At 64.1% G+C, this 23,978-nt stretch carries 23 protein-coding genes; 14 read left to right on the top strand and 9 right to left on the bottom strand.

Going from position 1 to position 23,978, the window contains the following annotated elements; translation table 11 throughout:
• Positions 1-27 precede the first annotated feature (27 nt).
• From ACW4DH_RS09205 to ACW4DH_RS09220, 4 genes are all read left to right on the top strand, one after another.
• Positions 28-660, top strand: a complete 633-nt coding sequence (locus ACW4DH_RS09205) for a peroxiredoxin (RefSeq protein ID WP_459636094.1) — start codon at positions 28-30, stop codon at positions 658-660.
• Positions 661-834: 174 nt separating this feature from the next.
• Complete coding sequence (locus ACW4DH_RS09210; protein ID WP_459636095.1) at positions 835-1,167, top strand: thioredoxin family protein; 333 nt, start codon at positions 835-837, stop codon at positions 1,165-1,167.
• Between the two features lie 279 nt (positions 1,168-1,446).
• Positions 1,447-1,824, top strand: a complete 378-nt coding sequence (locus ACW4DH_RS09215) for a hypothetical protein (RefSeq protein ID WP_459636096.1) — start codon at positions 1,447-1,449, stop codon at positions 1,822-1,824.
• A 279-nt stretch (positions 1,825-2,103) separates the two neighbouring features.
• Positions 2,104-2,241, top strand: a complete 138-nt coding sequence (locus ACW4DH_RS09220) for a hypothetical protein (RefSeq protein ID WP_459636097.1) — start codon at positions 2,104-2,106, stop codon at positions 2,239-2,241.
• A gap of 36 nt (positions 2,242-2,277) precedes the next feature.
• Here ACW4DH_RS09220 and ACW4DH_RS09225 read toward each other — a convergent pair whose 3' ends face one another.
• Positions 2,278-3,408 (bottom strand): PQQ-dependent sugar dehydrogenase, encoded by a 1,131-nt coding sequence (locus tag ACW4DH_RS09225; protein ID WP_459636098.1) that lies wholly within the window; start codon positions 3,406-3,408, stop codon positions 2,278-2,280.
• Positions 3,409-3,574: 166 nt separating this feature from the next.
• Between ACW4DH_RS09225 and cysE the strand changes: the two genes are divergently transcribed.
• Positions 3,575-4,405, top strand: a complete 831-nt coding sequence (gene cysE / locus ACW4DH_RS09230) for a serine O-acetyltransferase (protein ID WP_459636099.1) — start codon at positions 3,575-3,577, stop codon at positions 4,403-4,405.
• Between the two features lie 69 nt (positions 4,406-4,474).
• A complete protein-coding gene (locus ACW4DH_RS09235; RefSeq protein WP_459636100.1) occupies positions 4,475-4,987 on the top strand; it encodes a hypothetical protein in 513 nt (170 codons plus the stop codon).
• Here ACW4DH_RS09235 and ACW4DH_RS09240 read toward each other — a convergent pair.
• Together ACW4DH_RS09240 and ACW4DH_RS09245 are read right to left on the bottom strand one after the other, a co-directional pair.
• Entirely contained in the window at positions 4,979-6,406 is a 1,428-nt protein-coding gene (locus tag ACW4DH_RS09240) for an MATE family efflux transporter (protein WP_459636101.1), read from the bottom strand. The two genes, ACW4DH_RS09235 and ACW4DH_RS09240, sit on opposite strands and share 9 nt — an antisense overlap.
• The gene (locus tag ACW4DH_RS09245) at positions 6,403-7,824 is read right to left on the bottom strand and encodes an aminotransferase-like domain-containing protein (protein WP_459636102.1); all 1,422 of its coding nucleotides are present in this window, start codon (positions 7,822-7,824) and stop codon (positions 6,403-6,405) included. Before ACW4DH_RS09245 ends, ACW4DH_RS09240 begins: the two co-directional genes overlap by 4 nt.
• Before the next feature lie 169 nt (positions 7,825-7,993).
• Between ACW4DH_RS09245 and ACW4DH_RS09250 the strand changes: the two genes are divergently transcribed.
• Positions 7,994-8,164, top strand: a complete 171-nt coding sequence (locus ACW4DH_RS09250) for a DUF1127 domain-containing protein (RefSeq protein WP_459636103.1) — start codon at positions 7,994-7,996, stop codon at positions 8,162-8,164.
• Between the two features lie 78 nt (positions 8,165-8,242).
• On the opposite strand, the gene ACW4DH_RS09255 is transcribed toward ACW4DH_RS09250, so the two are convergent.
• Positions 8,243-8,803, bottom strand: coding sequence for a DJ-1/PfpI family protein (locus ACW4DH_RS09255; RefSeq protein ID WP_459636104.1), 561 nt, complete (start codon positions 8,801-8,803; stop codon positions 8,243-8,245).
• A 138-nt stretch (positions 8,804-8,941) separates the two neighbouring features.
• On the opposite strand from ACW4DH_RS09255, the gene ACW4DH_RS09260 reads away from it, so the two are divergent.
• The 3 genes from ACW4DH_RS09260 (at position 8,942) to gntR (ending at position 11,814) form a co-directional block, all read left to right on the top strand.
• Positions 8,942-9,667, top strand: a complete 726-nt coding sequence (locus ACW4DH_RS09260; RefSeq protein ID WP_459636105.1) for a hypothetical protein — start codon at positions 8,942-8,944, stop codon at positions 9,665-9,667.
• Between the two features lie 106 nt (positions 9,668-9,773).
• The gene (locus ACW4DH_RS09265) at positions 9,774-10,700 is read left to right on the top strand and encodes a LysO family transporter (RefSeq protein ID WP_459636106.1); all 927 of its coding nucleotides are present in this window, start codon (positions 9,774-9,776) and stop codon (positions 10,698-10,700) included.
• Positions 10,701-10,806: 106 nt separating this feature from the next.
• Positions 10,807-11,814: an HTH-type transcriptional regulator GntR gene (gene gntR, locus ACW4DH_RS09270; protein ID WP_459636107.1), complete on the top strand. Its 1,008-nt coding sequence runs from the start codon at positions 10,807-10,809 to the stop codon at positions 11,812-11,814.
• 122 nt (positions 11,815-11,936) lie between these two features.
• Here the strand turns inward: gntR and ACW4DH_RS09275 are convergent, their stop codons facing one another.
• The 4 genes from ACW4DH_RS09275 to ACW4DH_RS09290 all read right to left on the bottom strand — a co-directional run bounded on the left by ACW4DH_RS09275 (position 11,937) and on the right by ACW4DH_RS09290 (position 16,656).
• On the bottom strand, positions 11,937-12,482 hold the full coding sequence (locus ACW4DH_RS09275) for a gluconokinase (protein WP_459636108.1): 546 nt from the start codon (positions 12,480-12,482) through the stop codon (positions 11,937-11,939).
• Between the two features lie 93 nt (positions 12,483-12,575).
• Positions 12,576-14,843, bottom strand: coding sequence for a xanthine dehydrogenase family protein molybdopterin-binding subunit (locus ACW4DH_RS09280; protein WP_459636109.1), 2,268 nt, complete (start codon positions 14,841-14,843; stop codon positions 12,576-12,578).
• Positions 14,840-15,322, bottom strand: coding sequence for a (2Fe-2S)-binding protein (locus ACW4DH_RS09285; RefSeq protein WP_459636110.1), 483 nt, complete (start codon positions 15,320-15,322; stop codon positions 14,840-14,842). Before ACW4DH_RS09285 ends, ACW4DH_RS09280 begins: the two co-directional genes overlap by 4 nt.
• A gap of 41 nt (positions 15,323-15,363) precedes the next feature.
• Positions 15,364-16,656, bottom strand: coding sequence for a cytochrome c (locus ACW4DH_RS09290; protein ID WP_459636111.1), 1,293 nt, complete (start codon positions 16,654-16,656; stop codon positions 15,364-15,366).
• A gap of 293 nt (positions 16,657-16,949) precedes the next feature.
• On the opposite strand from ACW4DH_RS09290, the gene ACW4DH_RS09295 reads away from it, so the two are divergent.
• The 4 genes from ACW4DH_RS09295 to ACW4DH_RS09310 are packed head-to-tail and all read left to right on the top strand — an operon-like array spanning position 16,950 to position 23,544.
• Entirely contained in the window at positions 16,950-18,263 is a 1,314-nt protein-coding gene (locus ACW4DH_RS09295) for an efflux RND transporter periplasmic adaptor subunit (protein ID WP_459636112.1), read from the top strand.
• Complete coding sequence (locus tag ACW4DH_RS09300) at positions 18,260-21,358, top strand: efflux RND transporter permease subunit (protein ID WP_459636113.1); 3,099 nt, start codon at positions 18,260-18,262, stop codon at positions 21,356-21,358. Before ACW4DH_RS09295 ends, ACW4DH_RS09300 begins: the two co-directional genes overlap by 4 nt.
• Positions 21,355-22,824, top strand: coding sequence for an ATP-binding protein (locus tag ACW4DH_RS09305; protein ID WP_459636114.1), 1,470 nt, complete (start codon positions 21,355-21,357; stop codon positions 22,822-22,824). The genes ACW4DH_RS09300 and ACW4DH_RS09305 overlap by 4 nt, the downstream gene beginning before the upstream one ends.
• A gap of 3 nt (positions 22,825-22,827) precedes the next feature.
• Complete coding sequence (locus ACW4DH_RS09310) at positions 22,828-23,544, top strand: response regulator (RefSeq protein WP_459636115.1); 717 nt, start codon at positions 22,828-22,830, stop codon at positions 23,542-23,544.
• 115 nt (positions 23,545-23,659) lie between these two features.
• Here ACW4DH_RS09310 and ACW4DH_RS09315 read toward each other — a convergent pair whose 3' ends face one another.
• Complete coding sequence (locus ACW4DH_RS09315) at positions 23,660-23,971, bottom strand: hypothetical protein (RefSeq protein WP_459636116.1); 312 nt, start codon at positions 23,969-23,971, stop codon at positions 23,660-23,662.
• Positions 23,972-23,978 lie beyond the last annotated feature (7 nt).

The following is a 23,978-nucleotide window of genomic DNA, read 5'->3' on the forward strand; positions in this document are numbered from 1 at the left end:
TCCGACCTTCATTACGAGGATTGAACAATGGCATTACAACTGGGCGATACTGCTCCTGATTTCAACGTCGGATCCACCGAAGGAGACATCAGCTTCCACGAGTGGCTCGGCGACAGCTGGGTAGTACTGTTCTCGCATCCGGCCGACTATACCCCGGTGTGCACCACCGAACTCGGGGCCTTCGCCAAGCGCAAGGCGGAGTTCGACCAGCGTGGCGTCAAGCTGGTCGGCGTCTCGGTCGACCCGCTCGACTCCCATAACGGCTGGGCTGCGGATATCGAGGCGACCCAAGGCACCGCGCTCAACTACCCGCTGCTCGCCGATCCGGAACAGGTCGTGGCCAACCTCTACGGTATGATCCACCCCAAGGCGGATCCCAAGGTCACCGTGCGCACCGTGTTCATCATCGACCCGGACAAGAAGATTCGTCTGACCCTGACCTACCCGCCGAGCACCGGGCGCAACGTCGATGAGATTCTGCGCGTCATCGACTCGTTGCAGCTGACCGGTAAGCACAAGGTCGCGACGCCCGTCGACTGGCAGAACGGCCAGGACGTGATCATCGCGCCTTCCGTCTCGGATGAAGAGGCCAAGGAGCGTTTCCCCCAAGGCTGGGAAGCCAAGACGCCGTATCTGCGCGTCACCCGTCAGCCGAGCTGATCGGCCTCGCTAGGTCCTCGCTGGACAAGGCCCAGCGAGGGCTAGCACCGGTTTGGTGTTCGTTCTTCCCAAGAAATCGCCTCTGCGGCTGCCTAGCGATATTAGCTCCGGCATATGACGCAGTCGTCTGTCAGCTTCTATCATGCAGTGACAGCCTGTCCAGGGAGAAACTGTATGGCATTCAGCAAGGTCTTCGTAGCCCAAGAACCTCCGCGCGAGGAAGTCGATACGTGGGAAGCCCCCACCGTCATCGAATTCGGTACGCCCTGGTGTGGCCATTGTCTTGCCGCCCAGCCCCTTATCGCTGCCGCCTTCGAAGAGTATCCCAATGTTTTGCATATCAAGGTCGAAGACGGGCGCGGGCGTCCGCTGGGCCGCTCCTTTCGCGTCAAGCTTTGGCCGACGCTGATCTTTCTTCGCCAAGGGCAGGAGATCGAACGGCTGGTCCGCCCGGGAGATAGCCAGACTATCAGCCAGGCGTTGGCAAAGATCGCCAACGAGCCGTAGTGCCACTCGCCTGATTCATTGTCGCCGTATCCGACAAGTCCGTTTCTGGCGGGCTTGTGCTCTTGCCTGTCAAAGATGATGGCGTGTCTCCAAAACCGTAATACCGGGCTGGGTACCGCTTGAATTCCTGCTCCCGCTTATTATGTTAAAGAAACGCTCTTGACCTTTAACCGCATCGGATTGAACGGCCACCCCATGGGGTGCTGTACCAACCAACGCCAAGCTGTCTGGTCAGGAGTGCAGGATGCACCGCCAACGCAACGGAAGAGGCACAAGCTCATGACGATCAAGGAATTGACCAAGGCGATAGGTATCTTCGGCGTCGCCACCGGTCTGATGACGAGCCCGCTGGTATTCGCCAACGAAGGTGACAAGAGCAAAGAGCAGTATCAGGAGGAACAGCATCAGGGCGACACGCAGCAGCAAGGTAGCAGCACGGGGGCCAATACTTCTGGCAACACCGCTGGGTCTACGGATGGCATGGATAGTACCGTCACCGGCGATGGCTCCATGAGCGGCACCGGCCAGCCGGGTGGCACCACCGGCGGCATGGGTACTGGCACGACGGGCGGCACGGGTACTGGTACCACCGGCACCACCGGCGGCACGGGTACTGGTACGACTGGCGGCACCGGCACCAGTGGCGGGGGTTCCTGATCCGGCCAGTCAGGCTAACGGTCAAGAACTTACGTAACGGCAGAACTGCGAAACACGACCGGTGTATTCCGGTCGTGTTTCGTTTGTCCGCCTTTGCTTGCAGAACCTTCCTTCACGCCTTCGGCCAGGTAGCAGACGCCTGGTCTCCTATGGCTGCGTCGCCGCTGTCGCCGTGGTGGGCAACGAGGACGGTGCTCACCACATCGTGCCGACCTTTTCCAAGGTCTGAACGACGTCGGCTTCACCATTCCCGCCAGTGCCTACCGGGTCGGCGAGGTCATGCAGGGCACCGATTTCAAGGACCTGGCGCAGACGCCCGAGAGGGTATATATGGCCACGGCCGGCCTGGCCCGCAACTGCGTACATCTCGCCCGATCGCTTGGGCAGTCACCCTACCCCGCCCAGAACGCTGAATGAGGGGATTGCCAGAGCCCGGCCGCCGATCGCGGCGCCTCACTGCAACGGTTTCAGGCGCATCACTTTGCCGTTGTCCTGATCGGTCAGCACATAGACCAAGCCTTCCGGGCTCTGTTCGACATCGCGTATTCGCGCCCCCAGCGGAATACGTTCCTCGCCGGTGGCTTGCTGCCCATCGATACTGACACGTACGATGCCTTCGGCCGACAGGCCGCCGATCAACACACTGCCCTGCCACTGCGAAAAGATGTCTCCAGTATAGAAAGCCATGCCGGAAGGCGAGATCACCGGTGTCCAGTGCTTGATGGCATTGGCAAAGCGCGGATGAGTGGGGGGATCGGGAATGTCGCTTCCGTCATAGTTCTGCCCCCAGCTAACCACCGGCCAGCCATAGTTCTTTCCGGCCTCGGGCAGGTTGAGTTCATCGCCACCCAGCGGCCCCATTTCGGCGATCCACAACTGCCCCGTCTGCGGATTGAGAGCGGCGCTTTCGATATTGCGGTGACCGTAGGACCAGATTTCGTCTCGGGCCTCCGCCTGGCCGAAGAAAGGATTGTCTTCGGGTACCGAGCCGTCGTGATTGAGGCGTACGATCGTGCCCAGATGGTTGGAGAGATCCTGAGCCGGATCGAACTTGAAGCGCTCCCCCAACGTCAGGAACAGCATATCTTCAGAGGTGAACACGATACGTCCACCGAAATGATTGCCCCCCGCCACCTTGGGCTCCTGACGGAAGATCACTTCGAAGCCGGTCAGTCGACCCTCCTCGAGACGTCCGCGCCCCAGAGCCGTGGATGCCCCACCCTCGCCCGGCTCGGCAAAGGAGAGATAAACAAGACGACTCGAAGCGAAATCCGGACCCAGCGCCACATCCAGCAGGCCGCCCTGGCCTTCATCGAAAACCTCGGGCACCCCCTCGAGCGGCTTGGACAACGTATTGTCGGTGTCGAGAATACGCAGACGCCCTTCACGCTCCGTCACTAGCAGACGCCCGTCAGGGAGAAAGGCCATGCCCCAGGGATGTACGAGTCCATCGGCGAGCACTTCGACGCTGACCGCTCCGGCTTGCGTTTGTACCGATTCGTCCGGCTGCGCCATGGCAAGCGGCGATGACATGATGACCGTGGAGGCGATGACGCCTGCGGCCCGTGAAGTAATACGCAGCATGCTACGATTCCTCGCTCAAGAGCTGTCTATTGCAATGTAATTGCCCCAGCTCGTTTCACAAGCGAAGCGCATTGTCGATACCTGCGGAACTGGCCAAGCCTTGCGCCTATCGCTACCCTTATTTTCTACGCGGCTCTGCATTAGCCGTCAGCCAGGGGAGACGACGATGACGCCACACGCCGAAGAGGTCTTCAACACGCTTCACGATGAGGCCGAACACGCCATTGCCGCCGAGCCGCTACTCGGCAATCTGATAACGACACGAGTTGTGGCCCATCCAGATCTGGCAGCGTGCCTGTCCAGCGTGCTGGCGTACAAGCTGGCCGATGACGGCCTACCGCAAACGGCACTTGAGCAGCTATTCGCCGCGCTGCACGTCGAGGCGCCTGAACTGACCCGGCAGGCAGCCTTGGATATCCTGGCGGTCTTCGAGCGCGATGCAGCAACGGAGGACTATCTGACGACGCTGCTGTATCAGAAGGGCTTCCAGGCACTGCAGACCCACCGTCTCTCGCACCGGCTGTGGCAGGACGGGCGAAAGTTGATGGCGACCACGCTGCAGAGCCGCAGTGCCCAGGTGTTCGGCGTGGATATCCATCCCGCCTGTCCGGTGGGCCAGGGCGTAATGTTCGACCACGCCACGGGAATCGTCATCGGCGAGACCGCAGAGATCGGCGATAACGTATCGATTCTGCAGGGCGTTACGCTCGGCGGCACGGGCAAGACCAGCGGCGATCGTCACCCCAAGGTGCGCCATGGCGTACTGATCGGCGCCGGCGCCATCGTGCTGGGCAATATCGAAATCGGCTGTGGTGCCCAGATCGGCGCCGGTAGCGTGGTGCTCGATGCCGTCGCGCCCCACACCACGGTGGTCGGCGTGCCCGCGCGTCCCGCTGGACGCCCTTCCTGCCCCAGCCCCTCGGTTACCATGGAGCATGGCATGTTCGAACGTCACGATATGCCGCGGTATCGTCCGACACGTCACGCGCAGGAATAAGCCGCGGCAAGGACAACCGCCCGCACACGTCCATAGGAAAAATGTGATTGGAGTTTCAAGGAGGAAACCATGAATCGCTACTTGGCTGGCGCCATTGGCGGCACGCTGGCTACCGTGCCTATGACCATAGCCATGATGAAACTGTTTCAGCACTTGCCGCGCGACCAGCAATACCCACTCCCGCCGAGTTTGGTGACTCAGGGTATTTTGCGAAAAGCCGGCCAGGACCATCGCCTGAGCCCGGGCCAGCACGCCGGGGTGAGCCTGAGCGCTCATTTCGCTTACGGCGCGCTATTCGGAGCACTTTATCCGCTGACATTCCGGCGTGTGGAGTACCCCGTTCTGTACGGTAGCGGCTACGGCATAGCCGTCTGGAGCGCGAGTTACCTGGGCTGGATTCCCGCCTTCAAGGTATTGCCGCCAGCCACACAGCAACCGGTCCATCGCCGGCGCATGATGCTCGGTGTGCACCTGATCTGGGGCGCCGGCACTGTGCTGATCGGGGAATATCTGGCCCGCCGTCGCCAAGACGATGATATGCTACCTCCACACGCGGCGGATAACAACGACGCGTTACGCTGAGCGCTCCTCGATCAGTACCTCTTCGGTGACCCGCTCGGACAATGCATCGTGCTCCGCCAGGCGCCCCTTCATCCAATCCCCTTTCAGGAACCAGATGCCGGTCACCACGGCGATCAGCACGTTGGTGATCGGAAACGCCCACCACAGCCCGCTCAGTCCCAGCACGCCCTCGCGTGACAGCACGAAGGCCAGCGGAAACTGCAGCACCCACTGCGACACCAAGGTCAGAATCATCGCGATGAGTGTGTTGCCTGCGGCGCGGAACACGCCGGTCAGCGCCATCTGCAACCCCATGAAACCGAAAGTCAGCGACACCGTACGTAGAAAGCTCGCCCCGGTCGTCACCACCGCCTCGTCCTCGGGCACGAAAAAACGCACCACGTCGGCGGCGAAGACGAACACCAACAGCCCCACGCCGCTCAGCACCACGAAGGCGATCATCGCGCTCAACCTGGCGATACGATTGGCACGTGCGATCTGTCCGGCGCCGATGTTCTGCCCCACCAGCGCCGCGGTCGCCATCGACAGCCCCAGCGCGGGAATGACGATGAAGCCCAGCACATTGATCCCTACGCCGTAGGCGGCGGTGGTCACCGTGCCGAAACCGGTGACCAGAAAGATCATCACGTTCATGCTCAACGCCCGGGCGGAAAGCTCCACCGAGGCGGGGAATCCCAGTCCGAAGGCGCGGCGCATGAATGACCAATCCGGCATGAAGTTGCCCATCGACAACTGGATGCCCCAGCGTCCACGCAGCAGAATGGCGAGCCCGACCAGCAGAGCGATCCCCTGGGTGATCAGGGTGGCCAACGCCGCGCCCCCCACACCGAAGGCCGGTATCACACCCCAGCCGAAGATCAGCAGCGGATCGAGCACCACGTTCAACGCTACGGTGCCGGTGACGATGTACAGCGGCACCTTGACATCCCCCACCCCCCGCATCAGCGACTGGAACATCGCGAAGCCGAAGGTGAAGATCATCCCCGCCAGGGAGAAGCGCAGAAACGTCAGGGCGCCGTCATACACCTGGGGGTCGACCCGCAACAATTCGAGCAGGCTCGGCGCCAGAACCAAGCCCGCAGCCGAGAGCAACAACGAGACCACGGCCACCATCAGCAGCGTCTGGGCCGCCACATGATTGACCATCCACGTATTGCGCGCCCCCATGTATTGTGCCACCAAGGTTGAGCCCGCCACGCCCAGTCCCGACCCCAGCGCGATCAACAGGAAGGTGATGGGAAAGCTCACCGCCACGGCGGCCACCGCGTGGCCTCCTAACCGGCCGACCCAGAAGGCGTCGATCAACTGGTAGGCCGACTGCAGCACATTGGCCAGCACGATGGGGATCGAGAGCTTGAGTAGTGAGCCGAGAATTGGCCCCTCCAGCAATGATACCCGGGATTTTCGAGGCGTCTTCATAGAGACGATTCCTGCAGCATACGCCCGGCCTCCTCGCCGACCCGCCGTACGGCGGCCTCCACTGCCGCCGTCAGGGGCGATGCGTAATTCAAGCGCAGACAATGCCGATACTTGCCGGAGGCGGAGAACAGCGAGCCGGGCGCGATGCGAATGTGATGGTGCGTCAGGCGCGCGTTGAGCCGGACACAATCCACCTCTTCCGGCAACTCCAGCCATAGCAGGAAGCTGCCCTGCGGATTGCTGATAGCGGTCCCTGCCGGAAAGTAACGCTCGACCCAGCCGATCAGAATATCCCGCTGGCGTTGATATTGGCGGCGCATCTCACGCAGGTGGCGTGCATAGTGGCCAGCAGCGATGAACGCCGCCACCGCCTGCTGCGGCAGGGTCGCCGAGGCGCCGGTCGAAACGTATTTCTGATGCAGCACGCGGTCGCGATAACGCCCCGGCGCCACCCAGCCGACCCGCATTCCTGGGGCCAACGTCTTGGAAAAGCCGCTGCATAGCAGCACCCGGCCCTCTTCATCGAACGACTTGAGCGTGGGCGGGCGGGAAGCGGTGAAGGCAAGATCACCATAAATATCATCTTCGATAATCGCCACATCGAAGCGCTGGGCAAGCCTTACCAACGCCCGTTTGCGCGCCTCGGGCATGCTGCATCCCAGTGGGTTGTTGCAGGTCGGCGTGACCTGAATGGCGCGAATCGGCCACTGCTCCAACGCCAGTTCCAACGCCTCGAGGCTGATGCCGGTGCGCGGATCGCTGGGAATCTCGAGCGCCTTCAAGCCATTGGCCTGGAGAATTTGCATGGTGCCATAGAAGCTGGGCGACTCGACCGCAACCACATCGCCCCGTGCGGTCAAGGTGCGCAGGCTCAGCGACAGCGCTTCCTGGCAGCCCGTGGTGACCACGATATCGTCGGCCGCCAACCGACTGCCCGCCATCGCCGCCAGCTGGACAATCTGCCGACGCAGTGCGAGATCGCCGGCCAGGTCATCATAGTTCAGCACGCGTTCGGCATATGGCTGAGACTTGATCAGCCGCCGCTGAAGTGGACGCAAGGTGGCAGCCCCCAGGTCGGGAATGCCACCGCCCAATTGCAATATGCCGCCGCCGGACGGGGCCGCCACCATCTCCAGGACCTGATCCCACTGCGACACGTCCAGAGGACGTTGCGCCGGGCGCGCCACCTTGGGCAGCAGCATCGGCGCCGGGCGTGAAAGCACGTAATATCCCGACTTGGGCCGCGCCTGGACCAGCCTCGCCTCCTCCAGACGTCGGTAGGCCTCCTGCACCGTGGTAATGCTGACGCCAAGCGTCTGGCTGGTGGCCCTGATCGAGGGAAGGCGGTCCCCGGCACGATAGACGCCCTGCTCGATGTCGGCATGCAGCGTCTGGGCGACCTGCTCGTAGCGCTTCATGACAGTTCCATGATTGGCCGATATTACCGGTACACATACCATGTCAGCCCACGGTACAAAAGCCGAAAAACACACTCTGTACCGCTAAAATAGCCGTTTTCTGGATCTGTAACTCACTGCGTCCTCCTCATAGCCTAGTACCGCCGCCCCTGGCCTTGAGGATAACGCCATGCCACTGTCCCACCTGAGCGCACGACTCTCTCGCCGGCTCGCCCTGTATCGTCAGCGCCGCCGCACACGTCGGCAATTGAGCCGCCTCGACGATCATATGCTCAGGGATATCGGCCTGAGCCGCTACGATGTCGTTCGGGAAAGCCGTAAACCGTTCTGGCAAGATTGAGGTGAATTCACCGCTCCGTTTGCGTCAGGTAAGCGGCCCGCCATGAGCCGCTTTACGGTATGGACTCACTAAGCCACCTCACTCGAGCAGCGCGTGGAACTGGCGTAGCCACTCCGGATGCGCCGGCCAGGCGGGCGCAGTCACCAACTTGCCGCAGGTCAGCGCCTGGTCCACCTCGAGGTCGACGAAATCGCCCCCGGCGAGACGCACCTCCGGGGCACACGCCGGGTAGGCCGAGACACGCAGCCCTTCCAGCGGGGCCGCCGCGGCGAGTAGCTGCGCACCGTGACAGATCGCGGCCAGCGGCTTTTCGTACTCCATGAAGTGGCGGATCATCTCGAGGACCTGCTCGTTGAGACGCAGGTATTCCGGCGCGCGTCCGCCGGGGACTATCAGGGCGTCATACTCCAGCGGGTCGATCTCGGCGAAGGTGGCATTGAGGACGAACTGATGACCGGGTTTCTCGGAATAGGTCTGGTCGCCCTCGAAGTCGTGAATGGCGGTTCTGATCTTGTCGCCCTCGCGCTTTTCAGGGCATACCGCATCCACGCTGTGGCCCATTGCCTGGAGTGCCTGGAACGGCACCATGATTTCATAATCTTCGACGAAGTCACCCGCGATCAATAATATCTTGGCCATGGCAAGGCTCCTGTCTGGCGATGCTGAGAAATGGCACGCATTGGCTTTCACCAGCGTAGCGGGCGCTTCGTCTGCCTGCATAGGAACGTAAGGCTGATTTTGGCGTCTCATGGTCGTATTCCGTTTTGGAGCCTTGGCATGCGCATCCTCCAGTCTTTCGTCTCCCGGGTAGGGTTTCTGCTCGTGTTGCTGATCAGCCCCCTGCTTGCCGTGCAGTCCGCCAAGGCCGCCCTCCCAACGCCTTTTACCGCCACCTATCACCTCGCCATTGATGGCTGGCCCGATGTCGACGTCGTTCATCGGTTGAGTCAGACAGGCGGCATGTGGCAAAGCGACATGCGCGCCAGCGCCCGTATCGCCAGCGGTGAGGAAAGCAGCCGTTTTCGGCTGGTTGACGGCCGCTCGGTGCCGGTGAGCTTCTCCAGCGGCTACTCGCTGCTCGGCTATGGCAAGCAGTACCAACTTAGCGCCGAGGATCTAACGGCACTGCCCGACCGCCAGACTGCACTGTTCACGCTCTCCCGGCAGGCGCCCGAGGCCAACTGCCGGCAAACGCAGACCGCCCCCTGTGAAATCGCCTATCTCGCCCCTAAAGGGAGCCGGGAGTCGCTGCGCTATCAAGTGACCGCCCGTGGCGAGACCAAGACACCGGCCGGCACCTATCCCAGCGTTACGCTGGAAGCCTGGGACCCGGAAAAACCGGCGCGCAAACTGCTTTTCACCTTTCACTCCGAACTGCCCGGCCTGCTGCTGGACGTAGAGTACCGGCGTGATGGCGAGCGCCAGAGCCGTATGGAGCTGACCTCGCTACAGCATGCCGCACCGGCCGCGGATATCGCTCGCGACGCTCAGCAGCAACGCTAATCGGGCATCAGCGAAAAGCGTTGCCTTTCTCCTTTACGAGCTCCTAAAGTAGGCGGCCTTCCCGGTGCGGCCTGTCAGTTCGCACCGCCCTGCTGATGGAGTCGCGATGCTTTCCGGCTTGCTGCTGATCCTGTTGCCGTTGATCGGGGGTTATCTGATACCGGTCACACGCCCCGAAGCCATGGCGCTGATCAATCGCGGCGTCAACCTTTCGGTGTACGTGATTCTGTTCCTGATGGGATTCAGCCTGGCCGGGCTTGAAAACCTGGGCCAGGAACTGTCGCGCATGGGCGGTCAGGCGGCGCTGTTGTTCAGCGTCATCGCCCCGTGCAACTTGCTGGCCTTGTGGTTGCTGTCACGCCACATCCGGCTTCACGCCGGCGCTTCTCCCATCGTCAGAGACGCTCCAGTCCGCAAACTGACGGCATTACTCGGTTCGTTGCAACTGGCGGGTGTCGTCGCCCTCGGGGTGCTGATCGGCGCCGTACTCGGCATGCTCGGCCAGAACACCCTGCATGCTGGCGCCGAGCGGCTTGCCGAATGGACCCTCTATGCCCTGCTGGCGCTGATCGGTTGCCAGTTGCGCAACTCGGGCATGCCGCTTCGCCAGATCCTGCTCAACCGTCACGGCCTGCTTATCGCCCTGACCGTTGCGGCGAGTTCGCTAGTCGCCGGCCTGCTCGCCGCTCCGCTACTCGAGCTGCGCTGGAACCAGGGCTTGGCCATGGCCGCCGGCTTCGGCTGGTACTCGCTGTCGGGCATTCTGATCGGCGATCAGCTCGGCCCGGTACTCGGCGGCGCGGCCTTTTTCAACGATCTGGCACGCGAGCTGGGTGCCTTCCTGCTGATACCACTGACTATTCAGCGCGCCACTCCGCTGGCCATCGGTTTCGGTGGGGCCACGGCCATGGACTTCACCCTGCCGGCGATCCAGCAGCACGGCGGTGTGGCCTGCGTCCCCATCGCCATCGTCAGCGGCTTTCTGCTCTCGCTGATCTCGCCGCCGTTGATCCTGTTTCTGCTGTCGCTTTAAATTACCGCGCGGCACCGACCGGGTACTTCGTGTGACGCAGCGTGGTAGGCTAACGCAAAGTTACCGCTAACATTCGTCAGGCGAAGCACACGATCCAGGACATTCGATGCCGCGACGCTCTACCGGGCGTGTCACGCTCCAGCATGTCGCCGATCAGGTCGGCGTCACCAAGATCACCGTCTCTCGCGCGCTGCGCCAGCCCGAGCGGGTATCCGAGGCGCTGCGCCAGCGTATCCACGCCGCCGTAGACGCCTTGGGCTACATTCCCAATCGCCAGGCCGGAGCGCTTTCCAGCGGGCGCAGCCACAGCGTCGCACTGCTGGTCCCGTCGATCTCCAACGCGGTATTTTCCGATGTGCAGCGCGGTATTGATGAGGGGCTCAAAGCTGCGGGGTATCAGGTACTGATTGGGCATACCGGCTATTCGGTACGCGAGGAGGAACGTCTGATCGACACCTATCTGGCCTATGGCGTGGACGGCTTCATTCTTTCCGGCACGCATCACACCGAGCATGCGCGACACCTGCTCGTGCGCAGCGGGTTGCCGGTAGTGGAAACCATGGAGGCCACCGCCTCCCCCATCGACATGGCGGTGGGGCTCGACCAGCACGCCGCCGGTGCCGACCTGACACGCAGCCTGATCGAGCAGGGCTATCAGCGTATCGGCTTCTGCGCCGCGCGCCTCGACCCGCGCGTACGTCAGCGCATGGCCGGTTGGAAACAGGCCATGCAGGATGCCGGGCTTTCGAGCCAGCGCTGCCTGACCACCCCGCAGCCTTCCTCGTTTCGTCTGGGCGGTACACTGCTGGCGGCGATGCTCGACCAGTGGCCGGCACTCGATGCACTGTTTTGCTGCAACGACGATCTTGCCGCCGGCGCCCTGTTCGAATGTCAGCGCCGCGGGCTGGCAGTTCCCGGTCAACTCGCCCTAGCCGGCTTCAATGGTCTCGACATCACCGAAGCCACCCATCCCACGCTGAGCACGGTGATCACCCCGCGTCGAGACATCGGCGAGCATGCCGCGGCACTGATGCTCGCCCGCCTGCGCGGCGAGACGCCCGAAAACCGCAGCCTGAACTTGCGTTACACGATTGCGCGGCGCGCCAGTAGCTAGGGAGAGAAGCGGCCGGGACCGTCAGCCTGAGTGGACGGCCCTCGATATTCGCTGCCATAAGCGATTGGCGCCGCAAATACGCCGCCATGATTGACCAAGGCGCAGGAAGACGCCAGGCAGTATTATCGTTCAAGCCCTGCCACACTGATCGTCACCACCGACGCTAGAGAGGCGTCGATATTGACCTCCACAGCCTCGTCATGCCCGGGAGCCTCCAGCGTGGCCAGTTGATTGTCGAGCATCGCCTCGCCCTGAAAGAAGTGGTCGGTGCGGGCCTGCAGACGTGACAGCAGCAGTTCGCGACTGCCGGCTAAATACACGCAGCGCAGCGCCTCGTCACCTTGGCGCAACAGATCGCGATAGCGGCGCTTGAGCGCGGAACAGGCGATGACGACCGTCTCATCGCGGTGACGATGTTCGGCGATCAACTCGGCCAACCGCGTCAGCCAACCGGCACGATCCGAATCGTTGAGCGGCTCGCCGCTTGCCATCTTGGCCACGTTTTCTGAGGAGTGATACTGATCCCCATCGATGAATACCCCACCGATACGCGCCGCGAGAGCCGCCCCCACCGTTGACTTTCCACACCCCGAGACACCCATGACGACGACACGCCGGGACGTATCGGCAGACGTGTCGCCCACGGTCATTGCTTGCTGTTGTGGCATTACTGGCCTCGATTGTTACCGGTAACACGATATTTTGCACAAGCGAGTCCCGAGATACAACGCAGCCAGGACTGCGACTGTAAAGTTTGCTGCCTAGAGGGCCGCAAACGCCTGCTTCAGGCGCGCCCGGGTGAAGGGTACCTCGCGCAGCCGTATGCCCGAGGCATCGAACACTGCGTTGGCGATGGCGGCGGGAATCACCGCCGAGGTCGCCTCGCCGGCGCCGAGCGGCGGCTGGCCGGGGCGATCGACCAGCACGATATCCACCTCGGGAATCTCGGGAAACGTCAGTAGTGGATAGGCTCCCCACTCGAGGCTGGTGATTCCGCGGGGATTGCACCGCACCTCTTCCTTGAGTGCCCGGCTCGTCGCCTGCAGCACGTTACCCTCGACCTGGTTTCTCAGCCCGTCGGGATTGATGATCTGCCCGCAATCATGGGCCACGGTCACCCTGCGCACACGAATGCCCTGGCGAATGCTCAATTCCAGTTCGACAACCGCGGCGACGTAGGCATTCTCGTTTTCATACTGCGCATAAGCCATGCCGCGGCCACTGACCCGACGGTCGTCATTCTGCAAGTAGCGCTGCGGCGCCGCCCTGCCCGGCCAGCCGGCACGCTGAGTAACGGCTTCGACCACGGCGACGGCACGGGGCTCGTGCAGATAGCGCAGCCGGAACGCCAGCGGGTCCGTCTTGGCGGCGAAGGCCAGCTCGTCGATGAACGACTCGTTAGCGAAGGTGTTCTGGATCGCGCCTAACGTGCGCAGTGCGGACGGGCGCAGCGGCGATTGCGCAGTGGGGATCCAGTGCGTGGTGACGCGATAGTCGTCAAACACGTAGGTCACCGGCGCGTTGCGGTCGCCGCCGATCGCCGGGCCCTGGGGCACCAGCCCTCTCGCCAGATTTCCCGCGAGCAGATTGGCGGCGCCCGCGTCACGACTGGGCCGTGTGGTATGGGTGGGCGTCCAGTTGTCGAAGGCCCAGGCGGTGATCCGATGGTCTGCATCGAGGCCGGCACGCAGCGCCATGACCATCGCCGGTCCCTTGGGGCCCCAGCCGTGTTCGTCCTCGCGCGACCATTGCACACGTACCGGCCGCCCCAGCGCCTGGGAGATCAACGCCGCGTCGCCGGTTACATCGTCGGCACCGTTGTGGCCATAACACCCCGACGCTTCGACGTAAATGACGTGTACGCGCGCCTCGTCCATATCGAGCAGGTCGGCCAATGAGCCGCGCAGCGGGTAGACGCCTTGGGTGCCCGACCACACCGTGGCGCGGCTTGCCGTGACCTCGGCCACGGCGCACGACGGCCCGATGGAATCATGAACCTGGTAGGGCCATCGGTACTCCGCCTGAAACGTTCGCAGCGCACCGGCCAGCGCCGCGTCAACATCGCCGTTTCCGGCAATCCGCTCGCCCTCCCCGCCGCGCTGTTTCAACGTAGCGTATAGCGCGTCTGGATGCGGCATCATGCTTTCGGTGCGCCAGGCAACCTGCACGGATTGCGCCGCACGGATCGCCTGCCACTCCGACTCGGCAGCCACGGCGAGGAAGTTGCCGCGCCGCACCAGTTGCACACCATTGGGCACTGTGGATTCGTCCACGCTTTCAATGACGGCGTTGAGTGTGGTGGCGCCGGTGGTCGGCGGACGAATCACTCGGGCATGCCACATGCCGGGGCGGGTGATGTCCTGCACGTAGACGAACTGCCCGAAAACCTTGGGGGGAATGTCCACCCTTGCCACGGAGTGTCCCACCAGGGCGTAGTGTGCGGGATCGACGAATGCCGGCTCATCGTCGATGCGGCTTTCGAACGTGCCATCGCCGACCAGCGCCGCGTAGCCGAGCGCCCGAGAGGGGTCACCCTCGACATGAATCCAGCCGTTTTCCGCCACCAGGCGGCGCGGCTCGACCTGCAACGCCTCGGCGGCACGCTCGATCAACAGTCGGCGCGCAGTGGCCGCGGCGCGGCGCATCGGGTCGCTGCCGTTCTGGATCGTCTTGCTGCCTGCGGTGTAACTCTGGTCGGGGGTGAGTTCGGTATCGCCCTGGACAAAGCGTGTCGCGGCGAGGGGCACCGCAAGCTCCTCGGCGACGATCTGGCATAGTGCCGTTTCCACCCCGGTGCCCAGTTCCACCTTGCCGCTGTATATCACCGCCTCGCCCTCGGCGGTAAGCACCAGCCAGGCATCGACGGCATTCTTGTCCCGCAACGTCTTGTCGATACCCGCGATGCGGTTGTCGATACTGGCCGCACGTGCCGAGAGCGACGGGAATAGCGTGAAGCCGACAGCCAACGTGCCGACGCCGGCCAGGAAAGCGCGACGTGACAGATCGGCGGGCATGCTCTTGTCGTTCATGTCTTATGCTCCGCCTCGCGCAGGCTCTGCGCGGCACGCTTGACGGCGCGCACGATGCGCAGATGGGTGCCGCAACCGCACAGGTTGGCCGCCAGGGCATTCTTGATCTCGGCATCACTCGGCTCGGCATTGTGCTCGAGCAGCGCCTTGGCGGTCATGATCATGCCGCTGATACAGTAGGCACACTGGGCGGCCTGCTCGTCGATGAAGGCCTGCTGCAGCGGATGGGGACTTTCGGGCGTCCCCAGCCCTTCCAGGGTGATTATCTCGCGCTCACGTACCGACGCCGCCGGAATCACACAAGAGCGCAGAGGCTGACCGTCGATCAACACCGTGCAGGCTCCGCACTCGCCCAGTCCACAGCCGAATTTCGGCCCACGCAGACCCAGGTCGTTGCGCAGCACATAAAGCAGCGGCGATTGGGAATCGGCCTCGATCTCCCGGGCCTCGCCATTGATGCGTAACGTCATCTGGACCATGGTGCGGCGCCTCCCCTGTCCGTGCTGCGCAAAAAGAACATTTACGGGTCGCCTCCCTGACGCTGCTCGAGAATGTCGTCGGCAGTGTAGTCGGCCTCGTAGCCGCCGAAGCGTCGGCCGACGTAGGTTGCCAGCGCGGCGAGCTGTTCGTCGCTCAGCAGGTCGCGATACGCCGGCATGAATTTCACGCCGTCACTGCCGTGGCGCTCAAGCCCCTGCAGCAGCACATTGATCAGGTTGGTGCCCTGCGGGTCGCGCACCGCGCTATGGTGGACGAAAAACGCCGAGGCTCCGCCGGGGCCGCCGCCATCGGGATAATGGCAACTGGCGCAGGCGGTATCGAACAGCCATTCGCCCTGCGCCAGGGTCTCGGCGAGTGGCGTGCCTTCCGGTGTCTTGACCCGGATGGACCGCGCCTTCTCCACCTCGGGAACATAGCCTGGCTGCGCCGGGATATCCTTCAGGTAAACGGCCATGGCGCGAATGTCCTCCTGACGCAGAAAGCGCAGACTGTTCGAAACCACTTCCGCCATGGGGCCCGCCGAGGCGATCTTGTCGGGAATATGGCCGGTGGCGAGATACATCTCGAGTTCATCTCGGGACCAGCCGCCGATACCGCTCGGGTGAGAAGTGATGTTGTAGGCGCGCCAACCCTGCTGCAGCGCCCCGGCGAACTTACGGTCCTCATCGAGCCCCTGGGTCAGGTTACGTGGCGTGTGGCACTCGCCGCAGTGGCCCAGCGCCTCGACCAGATAGGCGCCGCGGTTCCAGGTCTCGGACTGCGTCTCGTCAGGTGCGAAGCGCCCAGCGTCGAAGTTCAGCCACTTCCAAGGTCCCAGCAGACGCCGATAACCGAAGGGAAACGTCATGTCGTTGTCCGGCGGCTCGTCGACGGCGGCGGGCTGGCTCATCAGGTAGGCCTTGATCGCCAGCACGTCGTCGCGCGACAGACGGGTGTAGGCGGTATAGGGAAACGCCGGATAGAGATGCTCACCCTCGCGCCCTACGCCTTGGCGCATCGCACGCACGAACTCGTCATCCGTCCATGCGCCGATGCCGTGGGTGGCGTCGGGGGTGATGTTGGTGGAATACAGCGTGCCCAGCGGCGTGTCGAAGGCAACGCCGCCGGCGAACGCCCGGCCCTGCTCGGTGGTGTGGCAGCTCTTGCAGTTACCTGCCCGGGCCAGATAGCGGCCACGCTCGATGCGCGCCTGCTGTACGTCATCCGAGGCCGCCGTCTCGGGAGCCGCCGCCTCGCCCAGCCCCGGAACGACACCGGCCAGTCCCGAGACGACGATCAGCAGGTATCGAATATAGTGTCGTGGACCTCGCATGCCACCGGCTTCCTTTCCCAGGCACGTTACGACGCAGCGGTCTTTCTGCGCCCCTCTCTCAAAGCGTAGAGCAAAATGCCACCCCATAACGCTGCGATCCTCTTGCATTTGCACCGTTATTGCACGTTTCATGAGCCGTTTTTGCATGAGATATTGTCATACTCTGTCACCAGCGGCTGCTCACGTCCCGCTGGATGCACGTTACTGCCCGGCGACGGCTGCCACTGATCGTCCCGGGATACACTGGTGACCGCCGCCAGAGTTCGCCCCGTAATCCTGTCACGAGATCGACGATGACCACACCCGAGGCCACGCCCCCCGATATCTCCTCCCGCCCCCCGGCCGGTGACGCGCCCAGGGCGCCGAAGCGTCATCCCAACCGCTGGATGTTGGCGCTGGTATCGCTCGTCGTGTTGGCCGTGGGGATCGGTCTGGCCATGTGGCTGCTGGAAAACCCGCCGCGCATGGAGCGCCGGGCGCCGGCCCAGGCGCTGCCGCCACTAGTCGAGACGCAGCACGTCACACCGGGAGAAGCGGCGCCTCCCGTCGAGGGTTACGGACGCGTCGTCGCCGACCGGGAAACCACGCTGTCGAGCCGCGTTGCCGGACGTCTGATCGGCTTTGCCGAGGATGTCGAGCCCGGACGCATCGTGAAACAGGGGGAAGTGCTCGCCACGCTGGAGGAGAGCGACTACCAGCTCGACGTCCGCAGTGCTCGTGCCGCATTGTCCCAGGCCGAGGCGGACCTGGCCGTCGAACAGGGCGAGCAGATCCGTGCACGCAGCGACTACCAGTCCTTCGGCCAGCAGCTGTCTGCCGAGCGCCAGGCACTGGTACTGCGCAAGCCCCAGCTCAAGGCGGCCCAGGCGGCGGTGGAGAGTGCCCAGGTGGCACTGGAACGCGCCGAACTCGACCTTGCCCGCACTCAAGTCACCGCGCCCTATCGCGCCATGATCCAGGAACGCCTGGCCGGTCCGGGCAGCGAACTCTCCGCCAACGCCGACATCGTCAGCCTGGTCGATGTCACGCAGTTCTGGGTCAGGGCCACGCTGCCCACCGAAGCGCTCGATTGGCTGAAGCTTGCCAGCCGCGACGGCCAGGGCAGCGAGGTGACGCTGACCAGCAATGCCTGGACGAAGGGACAGTCCCGCCGGGGCGAGCTCTATTCGGTGCTGCCAAGTCTCGAGGAGAGTGGGCTGATGTCCCAGGCCATGGTGCGTGTACGCGATCCGCTGGCGCTGGAGCATCAGGGGCCGTCGCTGCGTCTGGGCGACGTGGTACACGCCATCTTCGAGGCCGTGCCTCGCGAGGGGCTGGTGAGCCTGCCTACCCGGGCGCTGCGCGACGACGAGCAGGTCTGGCTGCTCGACGCCGACGATACCCTGCAGCGACGCCAGGTCGAGGTGCTCTACAGGGGCGAGGATCGGGTGCTGATCGAGGATGGCCTCTCGGCAGGCGAGCGCGTGATCACCAGCACACTGGCCACCGCACGTCAGGGCATGGTCCTGCGCGAGCAGGGCGCGACCGACGCGGCGACGGCGCAGACGTCGTCTGACGGCCGGCCGAAGACTGAGCTGACCGCTCCTGCCACGGAGACCTCCTCATGATACGTCGTGGCCCGATTGCCTGGATGCTCAATCACGGCGTGGCGCCCAACCTGCTGATGCTGGTACTGGTGGTAGGCGGTCTCATGGCCAGCTTCGCCATCAAGAAGGAGGTCTTTCCCGAATTCGAGCTGGAGACCGTGCAGGTCAGCGTGAGCTATCCCGGCGCCACCCCCGAGGAGATCGAGCAGAGCGTGCTGCTGGCCATCGAGGCCGAGCTCTCCGATATCGAGGGCATCGACGAGATCACCGCGACCGCCAGCGAGGGCCAGGCCCAAGTGACCGCCGAGCTGCTCGACGGCGTCGAGACCATGCGCGTCTATCAGGACATCCAGCAGGCGGTGAATGCCATTACCACCTTCCCCGATGCCGCCGACCCACCCCGCTTCTCGCTGGCCGGGCGCTCACGGGGCGTAATCAGCCTGCAGGTACACGGCAACGTCAGCGACCTGGCATTGCGCGATGCCGCCGAGGATGTCCGGGCCCGGTTGATGGACAGCGACGACATCACCAAGGTAGAGCTTTCCGGCGCGCGCGACCGGGAGATCCAGGTGCTACTCGATATCGAGGCGATGCAGCGCTACGGCATCAGTCACGCCGATCTGGCCGACAGGATCGCCAACGAGGCGCTGGACCTTGCTGGCGGTAGCCTCGAAACCCAGGATGGCGAGTGGCTGATCCGCTACCAGGGGCGCCGCAACACCGCTCGCGCCTTCGCCGAGCTGCCGATCCTCGCCACCGCCGACGGCGGTGTGCGCCGGCTGGGCGACATCGCCACGGTGCGCGAGGGCTTCGCCGAAAGCGACAGCGAGGTGCTCTTCGATGGCGAGCCCTCGCTGACGGTACAGGTCTATCAGGTCGGCGACCAGACGCCCCTGTCGCTGTCCGAGGCCGTGCATGATCGGCTCGACACGCTGCGCACCGCCCTGCCCGAAGGCGTCTCGCTCTCGTTGAACCGGGACATGTCGGAAATCTACCGCGACCGACTCGAACTGCTGCTCCAGAACGCCTGGGTGGGGTTGGCGCTGGTGCTGGTGCTGCTCGGGCTCTTCCTCGAGCCGCGCCTGGCCTTCTGGGTCACTCTGGGCATTCCCACGGCATTTCTCGGCGCCATGCTGTTTCTGCCCTGGCTGGGCGTGTCGATCAACATGATGTCGATGTTCGCCTTCATCATCGCGCTGGGGATCGTCGTCGATGACGCCATCATGATCGGCGAGAACATCCACACCTATCGTGAGCAGGGGCATTCGCTACGCGAGGCGGCAGCGCGAGGCGCGAAGGAGATGGCCGGGCCCATCACCTTCGCGGTGCTCTCCAACATGGTGGCCTTCCTACCGCTGCTCTATCTGCCCGGCTTCCTGGGCATGATTTTTGCCGTGGTGCCGCTGGTGGTGGTGACCATCTTTCTGATGTCGTGGGTCGAGGCGCTGTTCATTCTGCCCGCACACCTGGCACACAGCACGACACGTCAGACACCGGCCCTGCTGCTCCCTCTGGAGCGTGCCCGCCACCGGGTCCTGAGCGCTATGGAGCGGTTCACCCAGACGCGCTTTCGCGGTGCGCTGGAGTGGCTGCTTCATCACCGCAGCATCACCCTCGCGGTTGCCGTGGCGATCCTGTGCGTGGCGCTGGCCTGGGCACTGAGCGGTCGGCTGGGTTTCTCACTGATGCCGCGCGCCGAGTCCGACCAGGTGCAGGCCACGGTCACCCTGCCGGTGGGCAGCCCCATCACCGAGGACCGTGAGGTGCGAGACCATCTGCTCGAAGCGGCGCTCGCGCTCGCCGAGCAGCACGACGATCTGGAATACGAAAGCACCCGTACCACGCTCGAGGACGATAGCCTCGAGGTGCTGCTCAACCTCGCCCCGCAGAGCCTGGAAACCTGGTCGCCATCGCGGGTGGCCCGGGCCTGGCGCGAGCAGGCCGGCGACGTGCCCCACACCCAGCGGGTGATGTTCCAGGCCGACGTGGGCGGGCCGGGCGCTGGCGCCGGCTTGACCCTCCGCCTGTCGCATCCCGACAGCGACACCCTGGAGACAGCGGCGCGGACGCTTGCCGAGCGTCTTGCCGACTATCCGAGCCTGTCGGACATCGACAGCGGTATCAGTAACGGCAAGCCGCAACTGGAGATTCGCCTGTCGCCGGAAGGCCGTACCCTGGGCCTGACCGGTGCCAGCCTCGCTGCCCAGTTGCGCGGCCCGCTGCAAGGCGCCACGGCATTGGAACAGCAGGCGGGACGCAACGAGGTCAGCGTCGAGGTGCGTCTGCCCCGCCAGCAGCGTGACAGCCTGGTCGACTTGCGTCAGCTGCCGATCGTCACCCCCGACGGCGTCGAAGTGCCGCTCTCCCGGGTCGCCGAAATCCATCAGGGTCAGGCTTCCAATACGCTGATCCGCATCAATGGCCGGCGCATCATCGAGGTGACCGCCAACGTCACGCCGACCGATGCCGTCAACCAGCTCACAGGGAGTCTACAGGACGAGATATTCCCGGCCCTGCGCGATCAGTACGCCGGGCTCAACGTCGGATATGGCGGGCGACAGCAGGAAACCGCCGACAACCTGGCGAGCCTCAAGACCTCGCTGTGGCTGACGCTGGCGGCGATTTATGCCCTGCTGGCGATACCGTTTCGCAGCTATCTGCAGCCGCTGCTGATCATGGCGGCGATTCCCTTCGGGGTGATCGGCGCCGTCTTCGGCCACATGCTGATGGGCTATGGCCTGTCGATCATCAGTCTGCTGGGCATGCTGGCGCTGTCGGGCATCGTCATCAACGACGCCCTGGTACTCATCGACTACGCCAACGCCCGCCGGCGCGAGGGCATGGCGGCCCGCGAGGCGATCGTCGCTGCGGCGACGCGGCGTCTGCGTCCGATCATGATGACGACCATGACCACCTTCCTGGGGCTGGCGCCGATGATCTTCGAAACCTCGCGCCAGGCACGCTTCATGATCCCCATGGCAGTCTCGATCGGTTTCGGCATCCTCTTCGCCACGGTGATTATCCTGGTGCTGGTGCCATGCCTCTACCTCACACTGGAGAACCTGCGCGAGCGCCTGAGCACCAGTACGCGTCACACGGAGACCGAGCCGTCATGAGCCCGGTCCGAGAGACCTCGATGCAGGCCGGACACGGGAGGCCGCCGCGCCTGTCGCGCCTGAGCATCAAGCTGTTCGCCGCCATCCTGCTCACCAACGTGCTGATCGGTGGGCTGATTTTCCTGTTCGTGGCACGCAGTCTCGATCAGGGCTTTCTCGACTATCTCGAGCGTAGCCAGACAAACCGTGCTCAAACCCTGGCCACTGCCCTGGGCGACCGCTGGTCCCGCCATGGCAACTGGGACTGGCTGCGCGATGACCCCCGTGCCTGGCGACACCTCGTACGCAACCTGCTGTGGCCGGATGATCAGCCTCCCGCCTCGGGGATCGATCGCGAGCTCGGTGACGCTCGGGATTTCGTACTGCTCGATGCCCGGGGCCATCCGGTCATTGGCCGACCGTTGCTCGGCCCGCCACCGCCCGAGGCCAATGATGCGCCCCGTCCTCCGCCTCCCGAGCCGCGTTTTCTGCCCATCAAGAGTGGCGGGCAGGTCGTGGGCCGGCTGGGCTATCTACCCCCGGCGCGGTTGATGGCGCGCATGGATCGCATCTTCCTGCAGCGCCAGTTGCGCAATCTGACCATTATCGTCGTCACGCTATCACTGGCCTCGCTGCTGCTCGCCGCCGGGCTGGCCTGGTGGCTCGGCCGGCGCGCCCGGAGCATGGCCGAGGCGACCCGGCGACTGACCCAGGGCGACTACAGCGTGCGTCTGTCGGAACAGGGCAAGGACGAGCTTTCCCGGCTGTCGCAGGACTTCAACCTGCTTGCCGAGACGCTCGAGTCCAATCGCCGCGCACGCCAGCAGTGGGTGGCCGATATCGCCCACGAGCTGCGTACGCCGCTGGCGGTGCTGCGCGGAGAAATCGAGGCAATGCAGGACGGCGTGCGGGCGCTGGATGTCGGCAATCTTGGCTCACTGCACCAAGAGGTCGGACAGCTGGGCCGCCTGGTCGAGGATCTGCGCTTGCTGGCCCAGAGCGACGCCGGCGCCCTCGACATCCGCCTCGAGCCGCTGAATCTCGCCGAGTCGCTGGGCACACGTCTGAGCGAAGCCAGAGGCTGGCTCGAGGACGCCGGGACCACGCTCGAGACCCGGCTCGCCGATCCTGTGATGATCCGCGGAGATCTACAGCGCCTACGCCAGTTATGGAACAATCTTCTCGCCAACACGCGGGCCTACACCGATGCCCCCGGCCGCCTGCGCGTCACTCTGGAGACCGGCGGACGCGAGGCGCGCGTAATCTGGGAAGATAGCGCGCCGGGCGTCGAGGCGAAGGACATGCCGCGCCTGACCGAACGGCTCTATCGCGTCGAAAGCTCGCGCAACCGGCGCAGCGGTGGCAGCGGCCTGGGCCTGGCCATCAGCCAGGCGCTGGTCGAGGCCCATGGCGGCACGCTGACGCCCTCGCGCTCGCCGCTGGGCGGCCTGCGCTGGACGCTGACCTTTCCCCTGCAGGATGCCTGATCGATGCACGAGACCCTTCTGATCGTCGAGGACGAGCCCAAGATCGCCCGTCTGGTGGCCGACTATCTCGCCCAGAGCAATTATCCCACCCACCATCTGGATCACGGCGACGACGTCATGCCCTGGCTGACCGAACATGCCGCAGGGCTGGTACTGCTGGATCTCATGCTGCCGGGCACGGACGGGCTGACGCTATGCCGTCAGATCCGCGAGCGCCATCCGCGCCTGCCGGTGATCATGCTCACCGCACGGGTCGAGGAGATCGATCGGCTGCTGGGGCTGGAACTCGGCGCGGATGACTATATCTGCAAGCCCTTCAGCCCACGCGAGGTGGTGGCCCGGGTCAGAGCGGTGCTGCGGCGAGCCGCAGCTGCCAGCGCTCCAACCGAGCGTCAGGCGGCCCCCTCCGACAACGAACTGGTCCTGGACGACGCCGGCTGGCGCGCGCTCGCCGGAGGACAGGACCTGGGACTGACCGCCGTCGAATTCCAGTTGCTCAAGGTGATGATGGAGGCGCCGGGGCGAATCTTTTCCCGCGATCAGTTAATGGACCACATGTACCGCGACCACCGCATCGTCTCCGAGCGCACCGTCGACAGTCACGTCAAGAAGCTACGCCGCAAGGTCGACGACGTCTGGCCGGAGCGCGACATCATTCGCTCGGTATATGGCGTGGGCTACAAATATCAGCCCGAGGAATCGCCTGGACATGGGGGCTGAAGTCACCCAGTCCGCGAGCCCCAACGCCCGCTGAATATCGGGGCATAAAAAAATCGCCGCCCCGGAGGGCGGCGATGCACTGTTTACCATTTACCACGCAGCTCGCCTGACGGTATTACCAGTCCTGGCGATGGCCGACGTTGGGTGCATCGTTCTGGGTGTCTGCCTGGTAGCCGGTGTGGCGCTCGCGGTTGGCGATGAACAGCAGCGCCTGGGTCATCGCTTCGCTCTTGCCGAGCGCGTTGAGGTTCTCGAGATCCTGACGCGTCTGCGGGACCGTAAGATTCTGGCCCTGGCTCTGGTCCTGCGAAACCTTCTGAGCGCCCCCGTGGTTGACCTGCATGGCCTGTTCGGAAGCGATGCTCGCATGCGCAGCAACGGGCAGAGCGGCAACGGCGAGAGAAGCAATCAGTAGCTTGGCTTTCATGTAGCGT

The sequence above is a fragment of the Halomonas sp. WWR20 genome (assembly GCF_054602495.1).

Bases quoted from the DNA above. Each gene is read 5' to 3' on its own strand.
- ACW4DH_RS09240 (WP_459636101.1), bottom strand. From the start codon at position 6,406: ATGAAGACGCCTCGAAAATCCCGGGTATCATTGCTGGAGGGGCCAATT.
- ACW4DH_RS09275 (WP_459636108.1), bottom strand. From the start codon at position 12,482: ATGCCACAACAGCAAGCAATGACCGTGGGCGACACGTCTGCCGATACG.
- ACW4DH_RS09205 (WP_459636094.1), top strand. From the start codon at position 28: ATGGCATTACAACTGGGCGATACTGCTCCTGATTTCAACGTCGGATCC.
- ACW4DH_RS09225 (WP_459636098.1), bottom strand. From the start codon at position 3,408: ATGCTGCGTATTACTTCACGGGCCGCAGGCGTCATCGCCTCCACGGTC.
- cysE (WP_459636099.1), top strand. From the start codon at position 3,575: ATGACGCCACACGCCGAAGAGGTCTTCAACACGCTTCACGATGAGGCC.
- ACW4DH_RS09220 (WP_459636097.1), top strand. From the start codon at position 2,104: ATGCAGGGCACCGATTTCAAGGACCTGGCGCAGACGCCCGAGAGGGTA.
- ACW4DH_RS09260 (WP_459636105.1), top strand. From the start codon at position 8,942: ATGCGCATCCTCCAGTCTTTCGTCTCCCGGGTAGGGTTTCTGCTCGTG.
- ACW4DH_RS09315 (WP_459636116.1), bottom strand. From the start codon at position 23,971: ATGAAAGCCAAGCTACTGATTGCTTCTCTCGCCGTTGCCGCTCTGCCC.
- ACW4DH_RS09285 (WP_459636110.1), bottom strand. From the start codon at position 15,322: ATGGTCCAGATGACGTTACGCATCAATGGCGAGGCCCGGGAGATCGAG.
- ACW4DH_RS09280 (WP_459636109.1), bottom strand. From the start codon at position 14,843: ATGAACGACAAGAGCATGCCCGCCGATCTGTCACGTCGCGCTTTCCTG.
- gntR (WP_459636107.1), top strand. From the start codon at position 10,807: ATGCCGCGACGCTCTACCGGGCGTGTCACGCTCCAGCATGTCGCCGAT.
- ACW4DH_RS09305 (WP_459636114.1), top strand. From the start codon at position 21,355: ATGAGCCCGGTCCGAGAGACCTCGATGCAGGCCGGACACGGGAGGCCG.
- ACW4DH_RS09210 (WP_459636095.1), top strand. From the start codon at position 835: ATGGCATTCAGCAAGGTCTTCGTAGCCCAAGAACCTCCGCGCGAGGAA.
- ACW4DH_RS09245 (WP_459636102.1), bottom strand. From the start codon at position 7,824: ATGAAGCGCTACGAGCAGGTCGCCCAGACGCTGCATGCCGACATCGAG.
- ACW4DH_RS09250 (WP_459636103.1), top strand. From the start codon at position 7,994: ATGCCACTGTCCCACCTGAGCGCACGACTCTCTCGCCGGCTCGCCCTG.
- ACW4DH_RS09295 (WP_459636112.1), top strand. From the start codon at position 16,950: ATGACCACACCCGAGGCCACGCCCCCCGATATCTCCTCCCGCCCCCCG.
- ACW4DH_RS09255 (WP_459636104.1), bottom strand. From the start codon at position 8,803: ATGGCCAAGATATTATTGATCGCGGGTGACTTCGTCGAAGATTATGAA.
- ACW4DH_RS09300 (WP_459636113.1), top strand. From the start codon at position 18,260: ATGATACGTCGTGGCCCGATTGCCTGGATGCTCAATCACGGCGTGGCG.
- ACW4DH_RS09215 (WP_459636096.1), top strand. From the start codon at position 1,447: ATGACGATCAAGGAATTGACCAAGGCGATAGGTATCTTCGGCGTCGCC.
- ACW4DH_RS09290 (WP_459636111.1), bottom strand. From the start codon at position 16,656: ATGCGAGGTCCACGACACTATATTCGATACCTGCTGATCGTCGTCTCG.
- ACW4DH_RS09310 (WP_459636115.1), top strand. From the start codon at position 22,828: ATGCACGAGACCCTTCTGATCGTCGAGGACGAGCCCAAGATCGCCCGT.
- ACW4DH_RS09265 (WP_459636106.1), top strand. From the start codon at position 9,774: ATGCTTTCCGGCTTGCTGCTGATCCTGTTGCCGTTGATCGGGGGTTAT.
- ACW4DH_RS09235 (WP_459636100.1), top strand. From the start codon at position 4,475: ATGAATCGCTACTTGGCTGGCGCCATTGGCGGCACGCTGGCTACCGTG.